Annotated in this window: 12 protein-coding genes; 5 read left to right on the top strand and 7 right to left on the bottom strand. The window is 67.2% G+C overall.

The features are described from left to right. The first annotated feature begins 92 nt into the window (after positions 1 to 92). Together ACG01O_RS11910 and ACG01O_RS11905 are read left to right on the top strand one after the other, a co-directional pair. On the top strand, positions 93 to 659 hold the full coding sequence (locus tag ACG01O_RS11910) for an HPP family protein (protein WP_394384789.1): 567 nt from the start codon (positions 93 to 95) through the stop codon (positions 657 to 659). A gap of 71 nt (positions 660 to 730) precedes the next feature. Further along, positions 731 to 1261: a DUF7482 domain-containing protein gene (locus tag ACG01O_RS11905; RefSeq protein WP_394384788.1), complete on the top strand. Its 531-nt coding sequence runs from the start codon at positions 731 to 733 to the stop codon at positions 1259 to 1261. 10 nt (positions 1262 to 1271) lie between these two features. Here ACG01O_RS11905 and ACG01O_RS11900 read toward each other — a convergent pair whose 3' ends face one another. From ACG01O_RS11900 to ACG01O_RS11875, 6 genes are all read right to left on the bottom strand, one after another. Then, the gene (locus ACG01O_RS11900; protein ID WP_394384786.1) at positions 1272 to 2669 is read right to left on the bottom strand and encodes a TolC family protein; all 1398 of its coding nucleotides are present in this window, start codon (positions 2667 to 2669) and stop codon (positions 1272 to 1274) included. A gap of 1 nt (position 2670) precedes the next feature. Further along, on the bottom strand, positions 2671 to 5949 hold the full coding sequence (locus ACG01O_RS11895) for an efflux RND transporter permease subunit (RefSeq protein ID WP_394384784.1): 3279 nt from the start codon (positions 5947 to 5949) through the stop codon (positions 2671 to 2673). An 18-nt stretch (positions 5950 to 5967) separates the two neighbouring features. Continuing rightward, complete coding sequence (locus ACG01O_RS11890) at positions 5968 to 7128, bottom strand: efflux RND transporter periplasmic adaptor subunit (RefSeq protein WP_394384782.1); 1161 nt, start codon at positions 7126 to 7128, stop codon at positions 5968 to 5970. A gap of 154 nt (positions 7129 to 7282) precedes the next feature. Continuing rightward, the gene (locus ACG01O_RS11885; RefSeq protein WP_394384780.1) at positions 7283 to 9580 is read right to left on the bottom strand and encodes a TonB-dependent receptor plug domain-containing protein; all 2298 of its coding nucleotides are present in this window, start codon (positions 9578 to 9580) and stop codon (positions 7283 to 7285) included. A 1044-nt stretch (positions 9581 to 10624) separates the two neighbouring features. Then, complete coding sequence (locus tag ACG01O_RS11880) at positions 10625 to 12193, bottom strand: peptide MFS transporter (RefSeq protein WP_394384778.1); 1569 nt, start codon at positions 12191 to 12193, stop codon at positions 10625 to 10627. 135 nt (positions 12194 to 12328) lie between these two features. Beyond that, complete coding sequence (locus ACG01O_RS11875; RefSeq protein ID WP_394384776.1) at positions 12329 to 13129, bottom strand: exodeoxyribonuclease III; 801 nt, start codon at positions 13127 to 13129, stop codon at positions 12329 to 12331. A 194-nt stretch (positions 13130 to 13323) separates the two neighbouring features. Here ACG01O_RS11875 and ACG01O_RS11870 point away from each other — a divergent pair, with 194 nt between their 5' ends. The 3 genes from ACG01O_RS11870 to ACG01O_RS11860 all read left to right on the top strand — a co-directional run bounded on the left by ACG01O_RS11870 (position 13324) and on the right by ACG01O_RS11860 (position 17128). After that, complete coding sequence (locus tag ACG01O_RS11870; RefSeq protein ID WP_394384775.1) at positions 13324 to 15654, top strand: TonB-dependent receptor; 2331 nt, start codon at positions 13324 to 13326, stop codon at positions 15652 to 15654. A gap of 99 nt (positions 15655 to 15753) precedes the next feature. Then, a complete protein-coding gene (gene pyrE / locus ACG01O_RS11865; protein ID WP_394384774.1) occupies positions 15754 to 16425 on the top strand; it encodes an orotate phosphoribosyltransferase in 672 nt (223 codons plus the stop codon). Between the two features lie 7 nt (positions 16426 to 16432). Next, the gene (locus ACG01O_RS11860) at positions 16433 to 17128 is read left to right on the top strand and encodes a hypothetical protein (RefSeq protein WP_394384772.1); all 696 of its coding nucleotides are present in this window, start codon (positions 16433 to 16435) and stop codon (positions 17126 to 17128) included. A 28-nt stretch (positions 17129 to 17156) separates the two neighbouring features. Here ACG01O_RS11860 and gatB read toward each other — a convergent pair whose 3' ends face one another. After that, positions 17157 to 18608: an Asp-tRNA(Asn)/Glu-tRNA(Gln) amidotransferase subunit GatB gene (gene gatB / locus ACG01O_RS11855; protein WP_394384770.1), complete on the bottom strand. Its 1452-nt coding sequence runs from the start codon at positions 18606 to 18608 to the stop codon at positions 17157 to 17159. Positions 18609 to 18610: the final 2 nt, after the last annotated feature.

Below are 18610 nucleotides of genomic sequence, written 5' to 3'. Positions count from 1 at the left end.
GCCTAAACGCCTAAACGCCTAAACGCCCAAGCGCCTGATCGCCTGAGCGGTTCAACCCGCGGGCCCAGCGTCCGCCACAATCCACGGCGCCCATGAACGACGTCGCCCCACCGTCCGACCCCGCGCCCGCTTCGGGCTTGCGCGCGCCGCGCTGGGCTCGGGCCGTTCGCCACGCGCTGGCCCAACCCTCGGCCGCACCGCGCGTGTCGCTGCACAGCGGGCTGCTGGCCTGCGCGGGCGTGTTCACCGTGATCGCGGTGTTGGGCTGGTGCTCGTTCCAGGCCCACACGCTGTTGCTGCTGGGCTCGTTCGGCTCCACCGCGGTGATGGTGTTCACCTTCCCGGAGCTGCATTTCTCGCAGCCACGCAGCGTCATCGGCGGCCATGTCATCTGCACGGCCGTGGGGCTGGCGGCGCTGGCGGCCTTCGGGCCCAGCTGGTGGGCGCTGGCGGGTGCCGCCGCCGCGTCGGCCGCATTGATGATGCTCAGCGGCACGCTGCACCCACCGGCCGGGTCCAACCCCATCATCGTGTTCCTCGCGGCACCGACCTGGAGCTTCCTGCTGTTCCCAACCTTGTTCGGCGCCCTGGTGCTGGTGGGAGTGGCGGTGCTGTACCACCGCGCCACCGGGCGGACCTACCCCCGCTATTGGCGCTGAAGACCCGGCCGCGGCGGCGGTGCACCGGCCTTCCGGTGTAATGGCCGCAGCCCTGGCCCCGACTGCTGCCCATGGTTCACCTGCACTGCGCCCCCCGCTCGGCCCTCGCGGCCTTGTCCCTCACCTGGACAGTTTTGCTCGGCGGCTGCGCCGCGCCCGGCCGTGACGAGGTGGTGTTGCCCAAGCAGCTGGCGTGGGTGGAGGGGCACCGCGTGGAGTACGTGACGACGGACATCTCCGACGCCGCCATGGCCGCGCTGGCCGGCGTGAACCACGTGCCGCGCCTGGCCGATGCGCTGGGCGCTGGCCGCGCCTCCATCACCGAGCGGGTCTACAAGTTCGCCGACGCGGCACAGATCAGCGTGTTCGCCTCCGGCCCCAACGCCGTGGGTGCCGCCACGCCGGACCCGAACTACAGCCCGCTGTGGCGGCTGGCGCTGGTGCGCTGGCGGCCGGGCGCCACGCCGCAGGAGCTGCGGTCGGAAGAAGCCGTGCTGGCCGCCGAGGCGCGGGGCGACGTGGCGGTGGAGGTGACCGCCATCGTCGTGAACTGCCCCATCACGCGCGGCGCCAGCGGCAGCGCCTTGCGCGGCGTGCGCTGACGGCGCCCGCTCAGCGGGCCGTGGCCGTCAGCTGGGCGGCAAACGCCTTGTGCACGCCCAGCAACGCGGTGGCGCGGGCGGTTTGCACCTGGATGAGCGCGTCCGCCGCGGCCAGGCGCTCCTGCTCGGCGCTGAGCAGCGCGTAGAAGTCGGTCACGCCGGCTTCGTAGCGCTTCAGCGCCAGGTCCCGGGCCCGCTGCGCGGCCTCGGCGGCCGTGGCTTGGGCGGCGGCCTGCTGCTCGGTCTCGCGCAGCGTGGAGAGGCTGCCCTGGGCGTCTTGCAGCGCCGTCAGCTGGGCCTGCTCGGCCGCCGCAACGGCCGCGTCGAAGGCGGCGCGGGCGGCGCTTTCCTCGGCCTTGCGGGCGCCGAAGTCCAGGAAGTTCCAGTTCAGCGCGCCGGCGATGGAGTGAATCTGCGTGGCGCTCTTGAACAGGTCACCGCTGCTGCCGGCGCTCCAGCCGATCTGGCCGGTCAGGCCCAGCATGGGCCAACGCGCGGCCCAGGCCACCTGGGCGCGCGACGCGGCGGCCTTGGCGCGGATGTTGGCGGCGCGCAGGTCGGGCCGGGCCTCCAGCAGCGCTTGCGGGTCGGGCAAGGTGCCCAGGCTGATGAGGCGCGGCGCGGGCATGGCGGGCAGCGGGTCGCTGTCGGCTTTCTCGCAGTCCGCCGGGGGCTGGCCGCGCAGCACGTCCAGCTGCAGGCGAGTGAGGCAGGCAGCGTTGCGCAGGGCCGGCACGCTGGCCGAGGTTTGCGCCACCAGCGCCTCGGCGCGGGCTTGGTCCACCGCGGTGCCGCGGCCGGCGCCCACGCGGGCCTTCACCAGGTCCAGCACCTGGTTCTGCACCGCCAAGGTTTCTTTGGCGAGCTTGAGGCGATGGCCCAGGCCGATGAGCTGGGCCTGCAGGTTGAGCGCGGCGTGGGCCAGGCTGAGCTGGGCGGCGTCGCGGTCCAGCGCGGCGCTTTGGGCGTCATAACCCGCTGCCTGGGCGGTGGCGGCCACGCGGCCCCAGAGGTCCACTTCCCAGCCGGCGGTGGCGTTCACCCCGTAGCTGTTGAAGTTGTTGAACTGTCCCTGGTCGTTGGGCGCGCGCTGGCGGCTGGCGTTGGCGCCGGCACTGACCGAGGGCAGGCGGCGGGCACCGGCCGCGTCGGCCAGGCTTTCGGCCTGCTTCAGGCGTGCGGCGGCGGCGCGCAGGTCGCGGTTGTGGGCGAGCACGTCCTTCAAGGCGCCATCAAACGGCGCGGGTTCCGCAAAGGCCTGGGCGAGTTGCGGCGCACCTGCGGCCGCGCTGGCGGGCACGCCGCTGAACTCCTTGGGCGCGACGTAAATCGGCCCGTTCGACAGGGGGGGCGCTGCGCAACCCACCAGGGCTGCGGCGAGGGCAAGAGGGGTCAAGCGGACGAGCATGTCAGTGGCCCTCCTTTTCATCGTCAATGCCAGGGTGGAAGGCGTGGGCCGAGGCGTCGACCTGGGCGCGCAGGGCGGCCGCACGGGCGCGGCGCTTCTCGGTGCCCTTGCGCAGCAGCGCGTAGAACACCGGCGTGAGGAAGATGCCGAAGAAGGTCACGCCCAGCATGCCGCTGAACACGGCAATGCCCATGGCGCGGCGCATTTCGCTGCCGGCACCGCTGCCCAGGATCAGCGGAATGACGCCGGCGCAGAACGCGATGGAGGTCATCAGGATGGGGCGCAGCCGCAGACGGCAGGCCTCGATGACGGCATCGGCCACCGAGCGGCCCTGCTCTTCCAGTTCCTTGGCGAACTCCACGATCAGGATGGCGTTCTTGCACGCCAGCCCCACCAGCACCACCAGCGCCACCTGCGTGAAGATGTTCAGGTCGCCCGACTGCATGAAGGGCGGCAGGTGCGACAGCCACACGCCGAACAGCGCCGACAAGATGCACATCGGCACGATCAGGATGATGGCCAGCGGCAGGCTCCAGCTTTCGTACTGCGCCGCCAGCACCAGCACCACCAGCAGCACCGAGAACGCGAGCACCGCGGCCAGCGTGGGCACCTGCACGTTGAGCACCGGCAGCGTGACGCTGCGGGTCAGGCGGTCTTGGTAGCTGAGGTCGGTGAACTCGTAGCCGAAGCCGCGCGGCAGGGTCTTCAAGATGCGCTCGATCTCGGCCTCGGCCTGGCCCGACGAAAAGCCGGGCTTGGGCGCGCCGTTGATGTCGGCCGATGGGAAGCCGTTGTAGCGCGTGACGCGGGTGGGGCCGAAGGTCGGCTCCACGCTCATCAGCGAACCCAGCGGCACCATCTGACCGGCGTCGTTGCGGGTCTTGAGCTGGGTCACGTCCTCCGCCTTGGCGCGGAAGGGCGCGTCGGCCTGCACGATGACCTGGTAGGTCTTGCCGAACTTGGTGAAGTCGTTGACGTACAGCGAGCCGAGGTTGATCTGCAGCGTGTCGTAGATGGAGCCCAGCGGCACGCCCATCTGCTTGGCCTTCACGCGGTCGACGTTGGCGAACAGCTGGGGCACGTTGATGTCGTAGTTGGAGTACGGCGTGCCGATGCTGGTGTTGGGGTTGCCGTAGATCTGGCCCAGCGACCCCCAGGCCGCGCCGTACAGGGCTTGCTCGCCCTGGCTGCTGCGGTCCTGCACCTGGATCTTGAAGCCGCCCGCAATACCCAGGCCGTCCACCGGCGGCGGCGGCACGACGAACATGCGCGCGCCCTGGATTTGCTGGATGGCGCCGTTGACCGCGCCGAGGATGGCTTCCTTGCTCTTGTCGCGGCCGGTGCGCTTGTCGAAGTCTTCCAGGCCGAAGAACACGATGCCTTCGTTGGGCGAGGCCGAGAAGCCCGCCACCGACAGGCCGGGGAAGGCCACCGAGTCCTGGATGCCCGGCACCTTGAGCGCGATAGCGCTCATCTGGCGGATGACTTCTTCGGTGCGGTCCAGGCTGGCGCCGGCGGGCAGCTGGGCCACGCCGATCAGGTACTGCTTGTCCGGCGCGGGCACGAAGCCGCTGGGAATGCGCGTGAAGATCAGCGCCGTGGCGCCCAGCAGCAGCGCGTAGACGATGAGCGCCAGCGACTTGCGCTTGAGGATGCCCGTGACGCCGCGGCCGTAGCCCTCCGAGCGGCGGTGGAAGAAGCGGTTGAACCACCGGAAGAACGGGCCGAACAGCGTGTCCATGCCGCGCATCAGCGCGTCCTTGGGCGCGTCATGCGGGCGCAGCAGGATGGCGGCCAGCGCGGGCGAGAGCGTCAGCGAGTTGAAGGCCGAGATCACCGTGGAGATGGCGATGGTGACCGCGAACTGCTTGTAGAACTGGCCCGACAGGCCCGGCACCAGCGTCAGCGGAATGAACACCGCGCACAGCACCAACGCGATGGCGATGATGGGGCCCGACACCTCCTGCATGGCCTTCACGGTCGCGTCGTGCGGCGTGAGGCCGTCCTGAATGTTGCGCTCGACGTTTTCCACCACCACGATGGCGTCGTCCACCACGATGCCGATGGCCAGCACCAGGCCGAACAGCGTCAGCGTGTTGATGGAGAAGCCCAGCGCCAGCAGCACGGCGAACGTGCCGACGATGGACACCGGCACCGCCACCAGCGGAATGATGGACGCGCGCCAGGTTTGCAGGAACACGATGACCACCAGCACCACCAAGGCCACGGCCTCGAACAGCGTGTGCACGACCTTCTCGATGGAGGTCTGCACGAAGCGGGTGGGGTCGTACACGATGGCGTAATCGACGCCCGCCGGGAAGCTGGGCTTCAAGCGCTCCATCGTCTTGCGCACGTTCTCCGAGATGGCCAGCGCGTTGGAGCCCGGCGCCTGGAAGATGGCGATGGCCGCAGCTTCCTTGTTGTTCAGCAGGCTGCGCAGCGCGTAGCTGTTGGCGCTGATCTCGACGCGGCCCACATCCTTCACGCGCACGAAGGCGCCGGTCTTGGGCTCGGTGCGGACGATGATGTTGCCGAACTCCTCCTCACTGGCCAGGCGCCCTTGGGCGTTGATGGCGAGCTGGAAGTCCGTGCCCTTCGGGGCGGGCGAGGCGCCCACCACGCCGGCGGCCACCTGCGTGTTCTGCTCGCGGATGGCGCCCACCACCTCAGACGCCGTCATGTTGCGGCTGCTGAGCTTTTGCGGGTCCAGCCAGATGCGCATGGCGTAGTCGCCCGCGCCGAAGCTCAGCACCGAGCCCATGCCGGGCACGCGCAGCAGTTCGTCCCGCACATTGAGCGAGCCGTAGTTGCGCAGGTACAGCGCGTCGCGCGAGTTGTCGGGGCTGACGAGGTGAACCACCATGGTCAGGTTGGACGCGGCCTTTTCGGTCGTCACGCCGATCTGGCGCACGATGTCGGGCAGGCGCGGCAGCGCGCGGTTCACGCGGTTCTGCACCGCGGTTTCGGCGGCCTCGGGGTGCGTGCCGATCTTGAAGGTGACGGTCAGCGTCATGCCGCCGTCGCCCGTGGCCTGGCTCTCGAAGTAGAGAACGTTTTCCAGGCCGTTGATCTGCTCCTCCAGCGGCGTGGCCACGGTTTCAGAGATCACGCGCGGGTTGGCACCCGGGTACTGGGCGCGCACCACCACCTGCGGCGGCGCGACCTCGGGGTACTCCGACACCGGCAGCAGCGGAATCGCCAGCGCGCCGATCAGGAAGATGAAGAGGGACAACACGGTCGCGAAGCGCGGCCGGTCGATGAAAAAGCGCGAGATGTCCATGAGCGTGTCGCCTTGGGCTTACTTCGAGGCGGCAGGCGCGGGCGCGACGGGGATGGGCATGCCGTTGGCATCCACCTTCAGCACCTGGGGCGTGACGGGTGCACCGGGGAAGGCGCGCAGCAGGCCGTCCACGATGACCAACTCGCCGGCCTTGAGGCCGTCCACCACGCGCATGCCGTCGATCAGCGCGCCCGGCGTGACCGGCCGGGGCTGCACGATGTTGTTGGCACCGACGACGAGCACGATCTTGTGCGTCTGGTCCGTCGTGATGGCGCGGTCCGGCACCACCACGCCGGTGTAGGCACTGCCGCCGCCCAGCTTGATGCGGGCCGACAAACCCGGCGTGAACGCGCCGCCCTTGTTGTCGAACACCGCACGGGCGCGGATGGTGGCGGTAGCGGGGTTGAGGCGGTTGTCCACGAAGTCCAGCTTGCCGGCGTGCGGGAAGCCCGTCTCGTTGGACAGGCCCATCTGCACCGCCGTCGCTGCCGGCTTGGCCGCGCGCATGTACTTCAGGTAGGTGGCCTCGCTCGCGTCAAAGTAGGCGTAGACCTTGTCGCTGGACACCAGCGTGGTCAGCACCGGGTCGCCCACGCCCACCAGGTTGCCGGGCGTGACGTTGGCGCGCGAGGTGCGGCCGCTGACCGGCGCGGTCACGTTCGCGTACTCCACGTTCAGGCGGGCCTGCACCAGCGCGGCCTCCGCAGCCTTCTGGTTGGACTCGGTGCTGCGCAGCGCGGCGCGCAGCTGGTCGATCTCCTGCACGCTGACGGCGTTGGCGCTCACCAGCTTCTCCGCCCGCGCCAGCTCGGCCTTGGCAAGTTCCGCCTGCGTCTTGGCGGCGGCGGCCTGGGCTTCGGCACGGGCGACGTCAGCCTTGAACGCGCGGGCGTCCAGCGTGAAGAGCGGCTCGCCCTTCTTCACGACCTGGCCTTCCTTGAAGCGCACCGCTTCCACCGTGCCGGCCACGCGGGCGCGCACCTCCACGGTGTCCGGCGCCTCCAGGCGGGCGGTGAATTCGTCGAACTCCTGCACCTCCCGCTGCGTGGCAGGTGCCACCGACACCGGCGGCGGCCCACCCGCATGCCCCCCCGGGCCCCCCTGCTGCTGGCCACAGGCGGCGAGCAAAACAGCGGCGAAAAGTGGCGTGAGGCGCAGCGCCAGGCGGGTCTTCATCATGAGGGGCTCCGAATGCAAGCGGGCGACTGTAAGCAGTTCACCCCCCGCTGAGGCCCCTCCGCCCGGAAAGCCCGGCCGGGCTGCTGACAAGCCTTGTCAACTTGTCAACGGCGCGGATCTGTGAACAAAAACGCTTCGCGCGCCGCACGCCCCTCTACAACTGGGCGGTCCAGCTCAGACTGAACACCGGCCGCACCTGGCTGCGCTGCTGCCACTGTTCGCCCGTTGGCTGCCAGATCGCGTGCATCGTGTGACGGTCATTCAGCAGCGGTGACACTTGGAGCGTCAGCTGAGTGACCGCATCGAACGTCCAGGTGGCCGAGGTTGACCAGGTGCGCTTGGTCCCTTGCCGACGAAGCATGCCCATGGCGTCCTGCCATTGATAGGCCGGGTGAAGGGCTCCGTCCACATGCCACTCCAACGGCCATGCGCCAACCCGGACCTTGCTGCCCCAACGCGCCGCCCAAGGCGATTGTTCGGGGAGCCGGTTGTACGGGCCGGCCACTGCACTGACCCGCGAACCCGCCCATTGCAGACTCCCGGTGAACTCCAGTGAGCTGGGAGCGTTCACCCACCAGTCAGCGGGAGCAAGGCTGAACCCCAGCGTCACGGCGCGAGACTGAGCGCGCCCGCCATTGGTGGGCCGTTCCACCCATCGAGGTTCCGTCGACCACAGGACCGATTCCAGCGCCGTCGTTTGAACACGCACGGCACTCAACCACCGCCAGCCCACGCCCAACGAGGCCGAGCTGTGTTCGCCCAGGCTGGCGTCCCAGTTCAGATCGATTCCCCAAGACCGTTCGGGTTGCAGGAACGGGTTGCCGGCACGGTCGGGCGCCTGAGGCCGATTGGTGCCACAGCTGAGCTGACTGCGGCATTCAGCGGTGGGGTCGAGCACAGGGCGCGGACTCAGCACCATCGCCAGTGGCATGTTGAACCCACGCGACAGCCCCAAGGTCAGGGTGTGCTCCCCGTCATCCCCGAAGCTCCACGCAGCTTGCACAGTTGGCGCCCACATGCCCAACGACACCTCATGGCGAGCCACGCCCTCGGCGAGCCGGTGGACACGCTGCTCGTATCTCAATCCGAGCTTCAGTTGGAGCTCGTCGCTCCATGCCCAGTCGTCCTCCACCCACACGCTGCGATCCAGATTGCGGCTGACCGCCTGTGTGGTGAAAAGCGCATCGATGTACGAGCTCGCACCTTCCACATCGAGGCCGCGCCGCTGCGTCAGCCGCTCGTGACGCAGTTCGGCGCCCCATTGCAGGACGTGGCCATCACGCGCCCCCCCGCGACGCACCAGGCGCCACTGGCTCGACGCTCGCTGACGGTCATCTCGATTGGCCAGCACTTGCATCGCCCCGCCGGCCCATTGCGCGCTGCCCGTCACCTCCATGCTTTCATTCATTCGGGCCACCTGCCCGCGCGCGCTCCAGACGGCACCGTCCTCAAGCCGCCGCTCCCACTCCAGCGTGCCCGTCGAACTCGGCGACGTTCGCCAATTCCAGCGGTACCGACTTTGCTGCGGTTGCCGAGCACCCACATCACTTCCGGGCGTGAGATCCGTGTCTTGCACGTTGCCCGAGCTGCCGCTGGAGAAATCGGCGGACAGTTGCAACGACTCGCCCTCGGCCAACGTCAACCGCACGCTGGGCGACAGCGCCACTTGCGTGTGCAACGCGGTGTTGGTGGTCGACGACCGCCACGCATCCACCCCTGTTGGCGCCAACACAGCCCCATTGCTGTCAGTGGCCAACTCCGAGTGCGTGCGCCAGGCATTGAGGGTGAGCCCGGCAGCGTGCCCCGCGGCTTCATCACGCCACGTGCCCTGCAGCCCCATCCGCGCCGTGCGCTGCGCGGAGGGCCCCGACAGTTCGCCGCTCCATTGCCACGGCAGGCTCCGCTTCAGGCTGCGCCGCACCACGTTGATGGTGCCCGCAATGCCGGCCAACCCGGTCTCGGCCACAGTGCCTCGAATGATCTCGATGCGCTCCACCTGGGAAGGGGGCAGTTCCAGAGGGTCCAGGCCGTCCGGGGGCGGCAGCCCGTCCAGCAACACTTGCGTGTAGCCGGGCAACCCGAGCAGACCGATACGCCCCGAGGCCGACACCGACACCGCCGGATCGCGCCTCAGCACGTCACGCAGTGTGCTGACATGGGCGCCATCCAGCACCGTGCGCCCCAGCACCAACTTGCCGGCCATCACCGCGCGCGCTGCAGCTGGCGCGGCCTGTCCGGTGACCTCCACTCGCTCCGGCCCCCGGGGGTCGTTGCCCGATTCCGCAGGAACGCCGCCGGCGGCGCCCGCCGACGCGACACCCACAGTCAACAAGAGCCCCCGCACCGATCCCATCCTGGCAAAGCCCGCTGAAGGCATGACCGGGCAGCCCCATACCCATCGCCAAAGCGCTGTCATGACAAATGCCGGCTCACCACCCAAAACCAGAAGCACGGGCTTTTCCGCAGGTCATGGCGTTTGCACGTCCAAGCATGAGTGTTATCCCACCCTTTGTTTGCCCCGCCGCAAGAGCCTACCGCCCCATGGCGCCGGTTTGACCGATGCCCCTGGTTGCAAATCATGGTCAATCCAGAGACGCAAAACCAATCCCTGGATTTCTTGAGGAATCGGCATGAACTTGCCCCCACCAACACGACGTTGACCGCCGCCTCCCCAAGCCAGCGCAACTGCAGTTCCGCACCCAAAATCGAGCACACCCTGCCAAACCCAAACGCCTGAACGCCCACTCGCACAGATATCGACAACTTGAATATCTGAGGCTTTCCAATCGACACTATTCAATCGGACTGCTGCGCACTGCTCGATGCTGAAGCTGAGGCGGCTGAAGCAGCGGAGGCGGGTGCGGTTGGCTGCGGCGCAATTTGAACGTCCGGCGCAGTGTCGCCCGACGCTTTTGCAGCGGGACTCGCAGCGCGAGCCTTGGCCCCTTTGCGCGGCACGTCGACAAAATCCTTACATATATTTTCGCAACGCGAATCGCCCTTGCCAAAAACCTCTTCACACCGGAATTTGCAAGTCGACGCCCCGACTGAGGAAATTGCAAACGCGCAAGCAACGAAGGCTAAACTTATTTTCATAACCCCCCCCAAAACGCAGCCGCTAAGCCAGGCGGCCGCAAACTGATCAAACCTTTCAACTCAGCAAAGCAAGGCGTGCAAATGCAGAAACAAGCCTTTTAGATTCAATCAGACAGTCCGCACTCAAAAAAATCAAGCCATCGGCTTCGCCATGGCCACGGTCGCCAACAAATCTGCACCGACGAGGCTCGCTGGCTTTCCACGTGATTCTTCGTGCATTCCCTCAAATGACAAATGCCAGCCAAAACTGGCTGGCATTTGTTAATTTATCGGCAAATCTCGAATTCACTGACCAGGGAAACCCTGCGCCCTGCATTGAACTGTTTCAAGGGGAAACCATTGAAACTCAATTTTCGAGCCGATATGCGCCGTCCATCGTCCGGCGCAGGTTTCACTCGGCTCAGTGCACGCCGTGCATCCACTTCTTCATCAGTGGGCTCAGCAGCATCAGCACCACACCGGCGGCGATGGGGATGATGGTGAAGATCAGGAAGAAGGCCGACATCGAGTACGCATTGGAGATGTGGTCGATGTAGGCACCGGTGGAGCCGGCGATCTTGTTGGCGATTGCGGTGTTCAGGAACCACACGCCGAACATCAAGCCCAGCAGGCGGGTGGGCGCCAGCTTGGAGATGTAGCTCAGGCCCACGGGCGACAGGCACAGCTCGCCCATGGTGTGGAACAGGTAGGCCAGCGTCAGGAAGATCATGCTGACCTGCGCCGTCTTGGCGCCCTGCGGGATGCCGGCCGAGCCGTAGGACAGCACGGCAAAGCCCAGACCCAGCAGCACGAGGCCCACGCCGAACTTGATCGGGCCGGAAGGGTTCCAGTGCTTCTCCCACATCTTGGAGAACATGGGCGCCAGCACCACGATGAAGAAGCTGTTCAGCACGCCGAACCAGGTGGCGGGCACTTCGCTTTGGTCCATCGCGAACTCGCGGCCCAGCATCCACAGGCACAGGCCCCAGATGATGGCGAAGGCCGCCGCCAGCGACACATTGGCCAGCAGGTATTGCCCACCGGTGGAGCGGTAGAGCTTGAACAGCAGCCAGGTCAGGATGCTGGCGGGCACCAGCGTCATGGCGGTGTTGACCACCTTGAACGCGAAACCGGCGGTGCCGGCGAGCGTGCGGTCGGTGTAGTCGGCCGCGAAGATGGTCATGGAGCCACCCGCTTGCTCGAAGGCGAACCAGAAGAAGATCGTGAAGAACGAGAACACGAAGATCGCCTTCAGGCGGTCGGCCACCACATGGGCGGGCGTGTCGTCTTGCGCGGCTTGCACGGCCTTCTTGGCGGCGTCCACCTTGTCACCGATGGTGCCGAACAGGCCTTGGCTCAGGTAGAACTGGATCGCGCCCAGGATCATGAACACGCCCGCCAGGCCGAAGCCCAGGTTCCAGGAGATCTTCTCGCCGATGTAGCCGCACAGCGAGATGCCGAAGAACGCGCCGGCATTCACGCCCATGTAGAACAGCGTGTAGCCGCCGTCGCGCTGGCCTTCGTTGTCTTCACCGTACAGCTGGCCCACGATGGCCGAGATGTTGGGCTTGAAGAGGCCCGTGCCCAGCACCACCAGGCCCAGGCCGGCGTAGAAGCTCGGCACCGTGTCCAGGAACAGCGCGATGTGACCGGCCGCGATGATGAAGCCGCCCAGCAGCACCGAGCGACGCGTGCCGAGGATGCGGTCAGCGATGTAGCCGCCCAGGATGGGCGTGAGGTAGACGAGGCCGGTGTACCAGCCGTAGAGGTTGGAGGCGTCCGCACGGGTCCAGCCCCAGCCGCCCTTGGCGGCCTCGGTGATGAGGAACAGCACGAGCAGCGCCCGCATGCCGTAGTAGGAGAACCGCTCCCACATCTCGGTGAAGAAGAGGACGAAGAGCTGGTTGGGCTGGCCCAGGATGGGCGTGCCCGACGGCAGGCCGGCGGCGCCAGACGCGGCCGGGTGGGTCGCGGTGGAAGGGGTAGTCACGTGTTTCGTTCCCGGTAAGACGGCGGACGGTGGTCCGCGCGCGAAGGGCGGGATTTTCCAGGCAGGGGCCGGCCGCCCGGGGCCGGGTAAGCCCGAAATGACCTTCGTCAGCCCCGCCGACCGGGGGTGGCTCGGTCAGAGCTGGAAGTCGTAATCGATGGCCAGCGGCGCGTGGTCGCTGAACTTCTCGCCCTTGTAAATCGCTTCCTTTTTCGCCAGCGCCGCCAGGCCGGGCGTGGCCAGGTGGTAGTCCAGCCGCCAGCCCACGTTGTTGGCGTAGGCCTGGCCACGGTTGCTCCACCACGTGTAGCAGGTGTCGGTGGTGTCGGGCTGCAGGTGGCGGTAGACGTCCACCAAACCGCCTTGATCTTTCTCGGAACCCAGCAGCCGGGTCATCCAGGCCCGCTCTTCGGGCAGGAAACCGCTGTTTTTCTGGTTGCTGCGCCAGTTTTTCAGGTCGGCCTCGCGGTGGGCGATGTTGACGTCGGCCACCAGGATGAACTCGCGCTCGGCTTTCAGGGCCATGAGGTGCGGGTGCATCGCGTCCAGGAAGCGGAACTTGGCCTGCTGGCGGTCTTCACCCGAGGAGCCGCTGGGGAAGTAGCAGCTGATGAGGCTGAGCTTGCGGCCGGGCTTGTCGAAGCGGGCTTCCACCCAGCGGCCTTCGCCGTCGAACTCGCCGCCGTCAAAGCCCACGATCACATCGCTCGGGCAATCCCGCAGGTAGAGGCCCACGCCGGAGTAGCCCTTTTTCTCGGCGTAGTGGAACTGGCCATTCAAGGAGCCGCAGCTGCGGAACTGGGCCTCCACCACGTCGGCCTGCGCCTTGAGCTCCTGCACGCCCACGGCGTCGGCGCCCTGGCGGTCCAGCCAGTCGAAAAAGCCTTTGCTGGCGGCAGAGCGCACGCCGTTGAGGTTGGCGGTGATGAAACGCATGGCTGGGGCGGCGCGAGGGGCGGAGAACTGAGGCGGCGGGAGTATCGCAGTGCAGCAATTGCACAACACCGGGTGAGAGTTTCATCACGAAACCGTCATGTGATCTTTACGATTCCGTAGGAATCAGAGGCGTTTTGAAACGCCCATTTTTTTGTCCCGCCTGCCCCAAAACCCCGTCACCCCGAGGATTCTTCATGCAGACACCCCGCATCTCCCCGACCGTGCTCGCGCTGGCGCTGATCGCCGCCTTCCCGATGCAAGCGGCCGTCGCCCAAACCACGACCGCCCCGGAAGCCAAGAAGGACGTGAGCCAGCTGGAAGCGGTCATCGTGACCGGCAGCCGCCGCGCTGAGAACCTCAAGGAGGTGCCGCTGTCCATCTCCGCCATCAAGTCGGAAGAACTGGACACCTACAACGCCAGCGGCCAGGACATCCGCGCCATCTCGGGCAAGGTGCCCAGCCTGAACATCGAATCCGACTTCGGCCGGACCTTCCCGCGCTTTTACGTGCGCGGCCTGGGCAACACCGACTTCGACCTGAACGCCTCGCAGCCCGTCGGCCTCGTCTACGACGACGTGGTGCAAGAGAGTGTGGCGCTCAAGGGCTTCCCGGTCTTTGACATGGCACAAGTCGAACTGCTGCGCGGCCCGCAAGGCACGCTGTTCGGCCGCAACTCGCCCGCCGGCGTCATGAAGTTCGACTCGGCCAAGCCCACCAAGCGCCTGGAAGGCTACGCCAACGTCGGCTTCGGCCGCTGGAGCGCCGTGAACCTGGAAGCCGCCGTGAACGTGCCGGTGGACAGCGACCTGCAACTGCGCGTGGCCGGCCTGAGCCAGCGCCAGAGCAACCGCGTGCACAACCCGATTGCCGCCACCGCCGGCGGCACGGCCGACCTCGAGGGCTACAACGACAAGGCCCTGCGCATGCAGGCGCTGTACAAGAACGGCAACTTCGAAGGCCTGTTCAAGGTTCAGGCCCGCGACTTCAGCGGCACGGCCACCACCTTCCGCGCCAACATCATCAAGCGCGGCACCAACGACCTGGTGGACGGCTACGACGACGCCTACTACCCCACCGACGGCTACAACTCGCAGACCCTGAAGTCCAGCGAAGTCAGCGCCCGCCTGCGTTGGGACCTGGACGGCATGTCGCTGTACTCCATCACCGCCCACGACCGCGCCAAGTTCTACAGCCGCGGCGACGTCGACGGCGGTTTCGGCTGCCGCTTCTGCGGCATCGCCGACGGCCCGAAGTACACCCCCGCCGGCTCCACCACGCCCTACCCGTCGGTCATCCCGTTCGACGCACAAACGGCCGACGGCATCCCCTACCTGCGCCAGACGACGCAAGAGTTCCGCCTGCAGTCCAACACCGCCGCAGCGATGCAGTGGATCTTGGGCGTGTACTACTTCAATGAGAAGCTGCAAGTGGACAGCTTCAACTTCGACAGCTTCGCCTCGGGTGACCCGCAGAACGGCTACGCCGTGCAGCACCAGAACGCCAAGTCCTGGGCCGCGTTCGGCAACGTGAAGTACGCCGTCTCGCCCGACCTGAAGCTGACCGCCGGCCTGCGCTACACCGACGACAAGAAGGACTTCGACGCCGTGCGCACCTGGACGCCGGGCAAGGCCAAGAACGTCGACATCATTGGCCCGTTCTACGCCAACCCCAAGTCCACCAACTGGAGCTGGGACCTGGGCGCGAACTACAACCTGGACAAGTCCACCAGCCTGTTCGCCCGCGTGGCCACCGGCTACCGCGCACCGTCCATCCAGGGCCGCGTGCTGTTCGGCGACAGCATCTCGATCGCCAACTCCGAGAAGAACCTGTCGGTGGAAGCCGGCTTCAAGGCTGACCTGCTGGACAACACCGCCCGCATCACCGGCACGCTGTTCAAGTACCGCGTGAAGGACCTGCAGCTGACCGCCGGCTCGGGCTCCACCAACCAGAACCGCCTGGTCAACGCCGCCAAGGCCGAAGGCCAGGGCTTCGAGATCGACGCGCAGGCCATCATCGCCCGCGACTGGCGCACCACCTTGGGCTTCTCGTACAACGACACGAAGATTAAGGACGGCAACCTCTTCATCCAGCCCTGCGGCAACGCCAACTTCCAATTCCTGACGCCCAACACGGGCTGCACGGTGCTGGACCCGGCCGGCAAGCTGGCCGGCACGGTCAGCATCGACGGCAACCCGCTGCCGCGCGCACCGAAGGTGGTGTGGAACTGGACGCTGAAGTACAGCACCGAGATCGGCGACGGCGAACTGACCGTGCTGACCGACTGGGCCTACAAGGACAAGTACAACATGTTCCTGTACGAAGCCGTGGAATACAAAGCCAAGTCGGCCCTGGAAGGCGGCCTGCGCGTGGGCTACGGCTGGGCCAACGGCAAGTACGAAGTGGCGGCCTACTCGCGCAACATCACCAACCACCGCCAGGTCATCGCCGCGATCGACTTTGACAACCTGACCGGCATCGTCAACGAGCCGCGCAGCTACGGCGTGCAGTTCAAGGCCTCGTTCTGATCGGGCACTGGGGGCGCCGCGCCCCTCGGTGAAACCCCCTGCCGGCCCGGCCCCTTCTGGGGGGTCGGGCCGCTTTTTGTGACCTCTAGAATCTTTTACATGTCCGCCGCTGCTGCCCTTGACACCCTTGCCCAGTCCTTCGTCGCCTTTGCCGTGGAAGCCGGCGTGCTGCGATTCGGGGAGTTCAAGACCAAGGCCGGGCGGCTGAGCCCCTACTTCTTCAACGCCGGCCTGTTCGACGACGGTGCCAAGCTGGGCAAGCTGGCGGGCTTTTATGCCGAACGCCTGATCGCCTCGGGCCTGCAGTTCGACATGATCTTCGGCCCGGCCTACAAGGGCATCACGCTGGCTGCGGCGGTGTCGATGGAACTGGCGCGGCGCGGGCACAACGTGCCCTTCGCCTACAACCGCAAGGAAGCCAAGGACCACGGCGAAGGCGGCACGCTGGTGGGCGCACCGGTGAAGGGCCGCGTGCTCATCATCGACGACGTCATCTCCGCCGGCACCTCGGTGCGCGAGTCCATCCAGATGATCGAGGCGGCCGGTGCCACGCCGTGCGGCGTCTCCATCGCGCTGGACCGGCAGGAAAAAGCCGCCGAGGGCGGCGTGGACAGCGCCCACTCGGCCGTGCAGCAGGTGCAGCAGCGCTACGGCCTGCCCGTGGTGGCCGTGGCCGGCCTGGCCGACCTGCTGGCCTACCTGAACGACGCGCCGGAACTGGCCGCACACCGTCCCGCGGTGCTGGCCTACCGCGAGCGCTACGGCGTCTGAGGGCCGGATGCGCCGCTTGCTGATCGCCGTGGCTGTTGCGTCGGGGGGCACTGCCGTCCTGGCACAGGAAGCCGCGCCCAGCAAAGGCATCTACACCTGCACCACACCCGACGGCCGCAAGCTCACCAGCGACCGACCCATCCTGGAATGCACCGCCCGCGAACAGCGGGTGCTCAATGCCGACGGCTCGCAGCGCAGCACCCTGCCGCCCTTCTTGAGCCCGGAAGAGCGCGCCGCCAAGGAAGCCGCCGAGCGCCAGGCCGCGGCTGATCGCATGGCCCAGCAAGACGCCATCCGCCGCGACCGCGCGCTGGTGCTGCGCTACCCGAACGAAGCCGCCCACCAACGCGCCCGCAATGCCGCGCTGGACGACGCCAACAAGGCGATGCGCCTGTCCGAGCGCCGCATCAAGGACTTGATGGCCGAGCGCAAGCCGCTGCAAGACGAAGCGGAGTTCTACAAAGGCAAGCCGCTGCCGGGCAAGCTCAAGCAACTGCTGGACGCCAACGACGCCAGCGTGGAAGCCCAACAGGTGTTGATCGAAAACCAGAAGGCCGAGTTGGTGCGCATCAACAAGGGCTACGACCTGGAACTGGCCCGGCTGCGCAAGCTGTGGGCCGGCACCGCGCCGGGCACCCTGCCGCCGTTGAGCCTGCCGGAGAAGGCGCCGGCACCGGCGCCGTCCAAGGCCGCATCGAAGTGACCGCAGGCGGCGCCCGCCGCCTGCCGCCTCAGCCCAGCTTCTTCTTCAACAGCTCGTTCACGAGCGCCGGGTTGGCCTTGCCCTTGGTGGCCTTCATGGCCTGACCGACCAGCGCGTTGAACGCCTTGTCCTTGCCGGCGCGGTACTCGTCGACCGATTTCTGGTTGGCCGCCAGCACCTCGTCGAGGATGGCCTCGATGGCGCCGGTGTCGCTGACCTGCTTGAGGCCCTTGGCTTCGATGACCGCGTCGACGTCCGTCGACTCGCCGCTCCACAGCGCCTCGAACACCTGCTTGGCGGCGTTGTTCGAGATCGTGCCGTCCGAGATGCGAGCGATCAGTTTTGCCAGCAGCGCCGGGCCGACCGGTGCGGCATCGATCTCGGCGCCCGAGGCGTTCAGCCGCTTGCTGATTTCGCCCATCACCCAGTTCGCCACCAGCTTCGGTGTCGCGCCCGCGGCCTTGGCGGCCTCGTAGTAGCGAGCCGTGGCCAGGCTCTGGGTCATCATGGTCGCGTCATAGGCCGGCAGGCCGTCCGCGCTCTCGAAGCGCGCCGCCATCACCGACGGCAGTTCCGGCATCTCGCCCTTCACGCGCTCCACCCACTCCGGCGCGATGACCAGCGGCGGCAGGTCGGGGTCGGGGAAGTAGCGGTAGTCGGCCGAGTCTTCCTTGCTGCGCATCGCGCGGGTCTCGCCGGTGTCCGGGTTGTAGAGCACGGTCGCTTGGCTGATCTTGCGGCCGTCTTCGATTTCGTCGATCTGCCAGTTGACCTCGTAGTTCACCGCGTCGACGAGGAAGCGGAAGCTGTTGAGGTTCTTGATCTCACGGCGCGTGCCAAAGGGCTCGCCGGGCTTGCGCACCGACACGTTCACGTCGCAGCGGAACGAGCCTTCCTGCATGTTGCCGTCGCAGATGCCCAACCACATGACGAGCGCGTGCAGGGTCTTGGCGTACTCGGCCGCCTCTTGCGCCGAGCGCATGTCGGGCTCGGACACGATCTCCAGCAGCGGCGTGCCCGCGCGGTTCAGGTCGATGCCCGACTGGCCCTGGTAGTCCTCGTGCAGGCTCTTGCCCGCGTCTTCTTCCAGGTGGGCGCGGGTCAGGTTGACCTTGTGCTTCACATCACCGACGAAGAACTCCACCGCGCCGCCCTGCACCACCGGGATCTCGAACTGGCTGATCTGGTAGCCCTTGGGCAGGTCGGGGTAGAAGTAGTTCTTGCGGGCGAAGATGGACAGCGGCGCCACCTTGGCCCCCACCGCCAGACCGAAGCGGATGGCCCGCTCGACCGCCGCGCGGTTGAGCACCGGCAGTGTGCCGGGCAGGGCCAGGTCCACCGGCGAGGCCTGGGTGTTGGGCTCGGCACCGAAGGCGGTGGAGCTGCCGCTGAAGATCTTGCTCTGCGTGGAGAGCTGGACGTGGTTTTCGAGGCCGATGACGACTTCGTAGCCGCGGATGAGTTTGGGTGTCGTGGGCATGA

It is taken from the genome of Pelomonas baiyunensis, from assembly GCF_043555935.1.
In the GTDB taxonomy this organism is placed as follows: Bacteria; Pseudomonadota; Gammaproteobacteria; order Burkholderiales; family Burkholderiaceae_C; genus Pelomonas; species Pelomonas baiyunensis.
The sequence above is the reverse complement of the archived record's forward strand: the minus strand, read 5'-3'. Positions and strand labels throughout refer to the sequence as shown.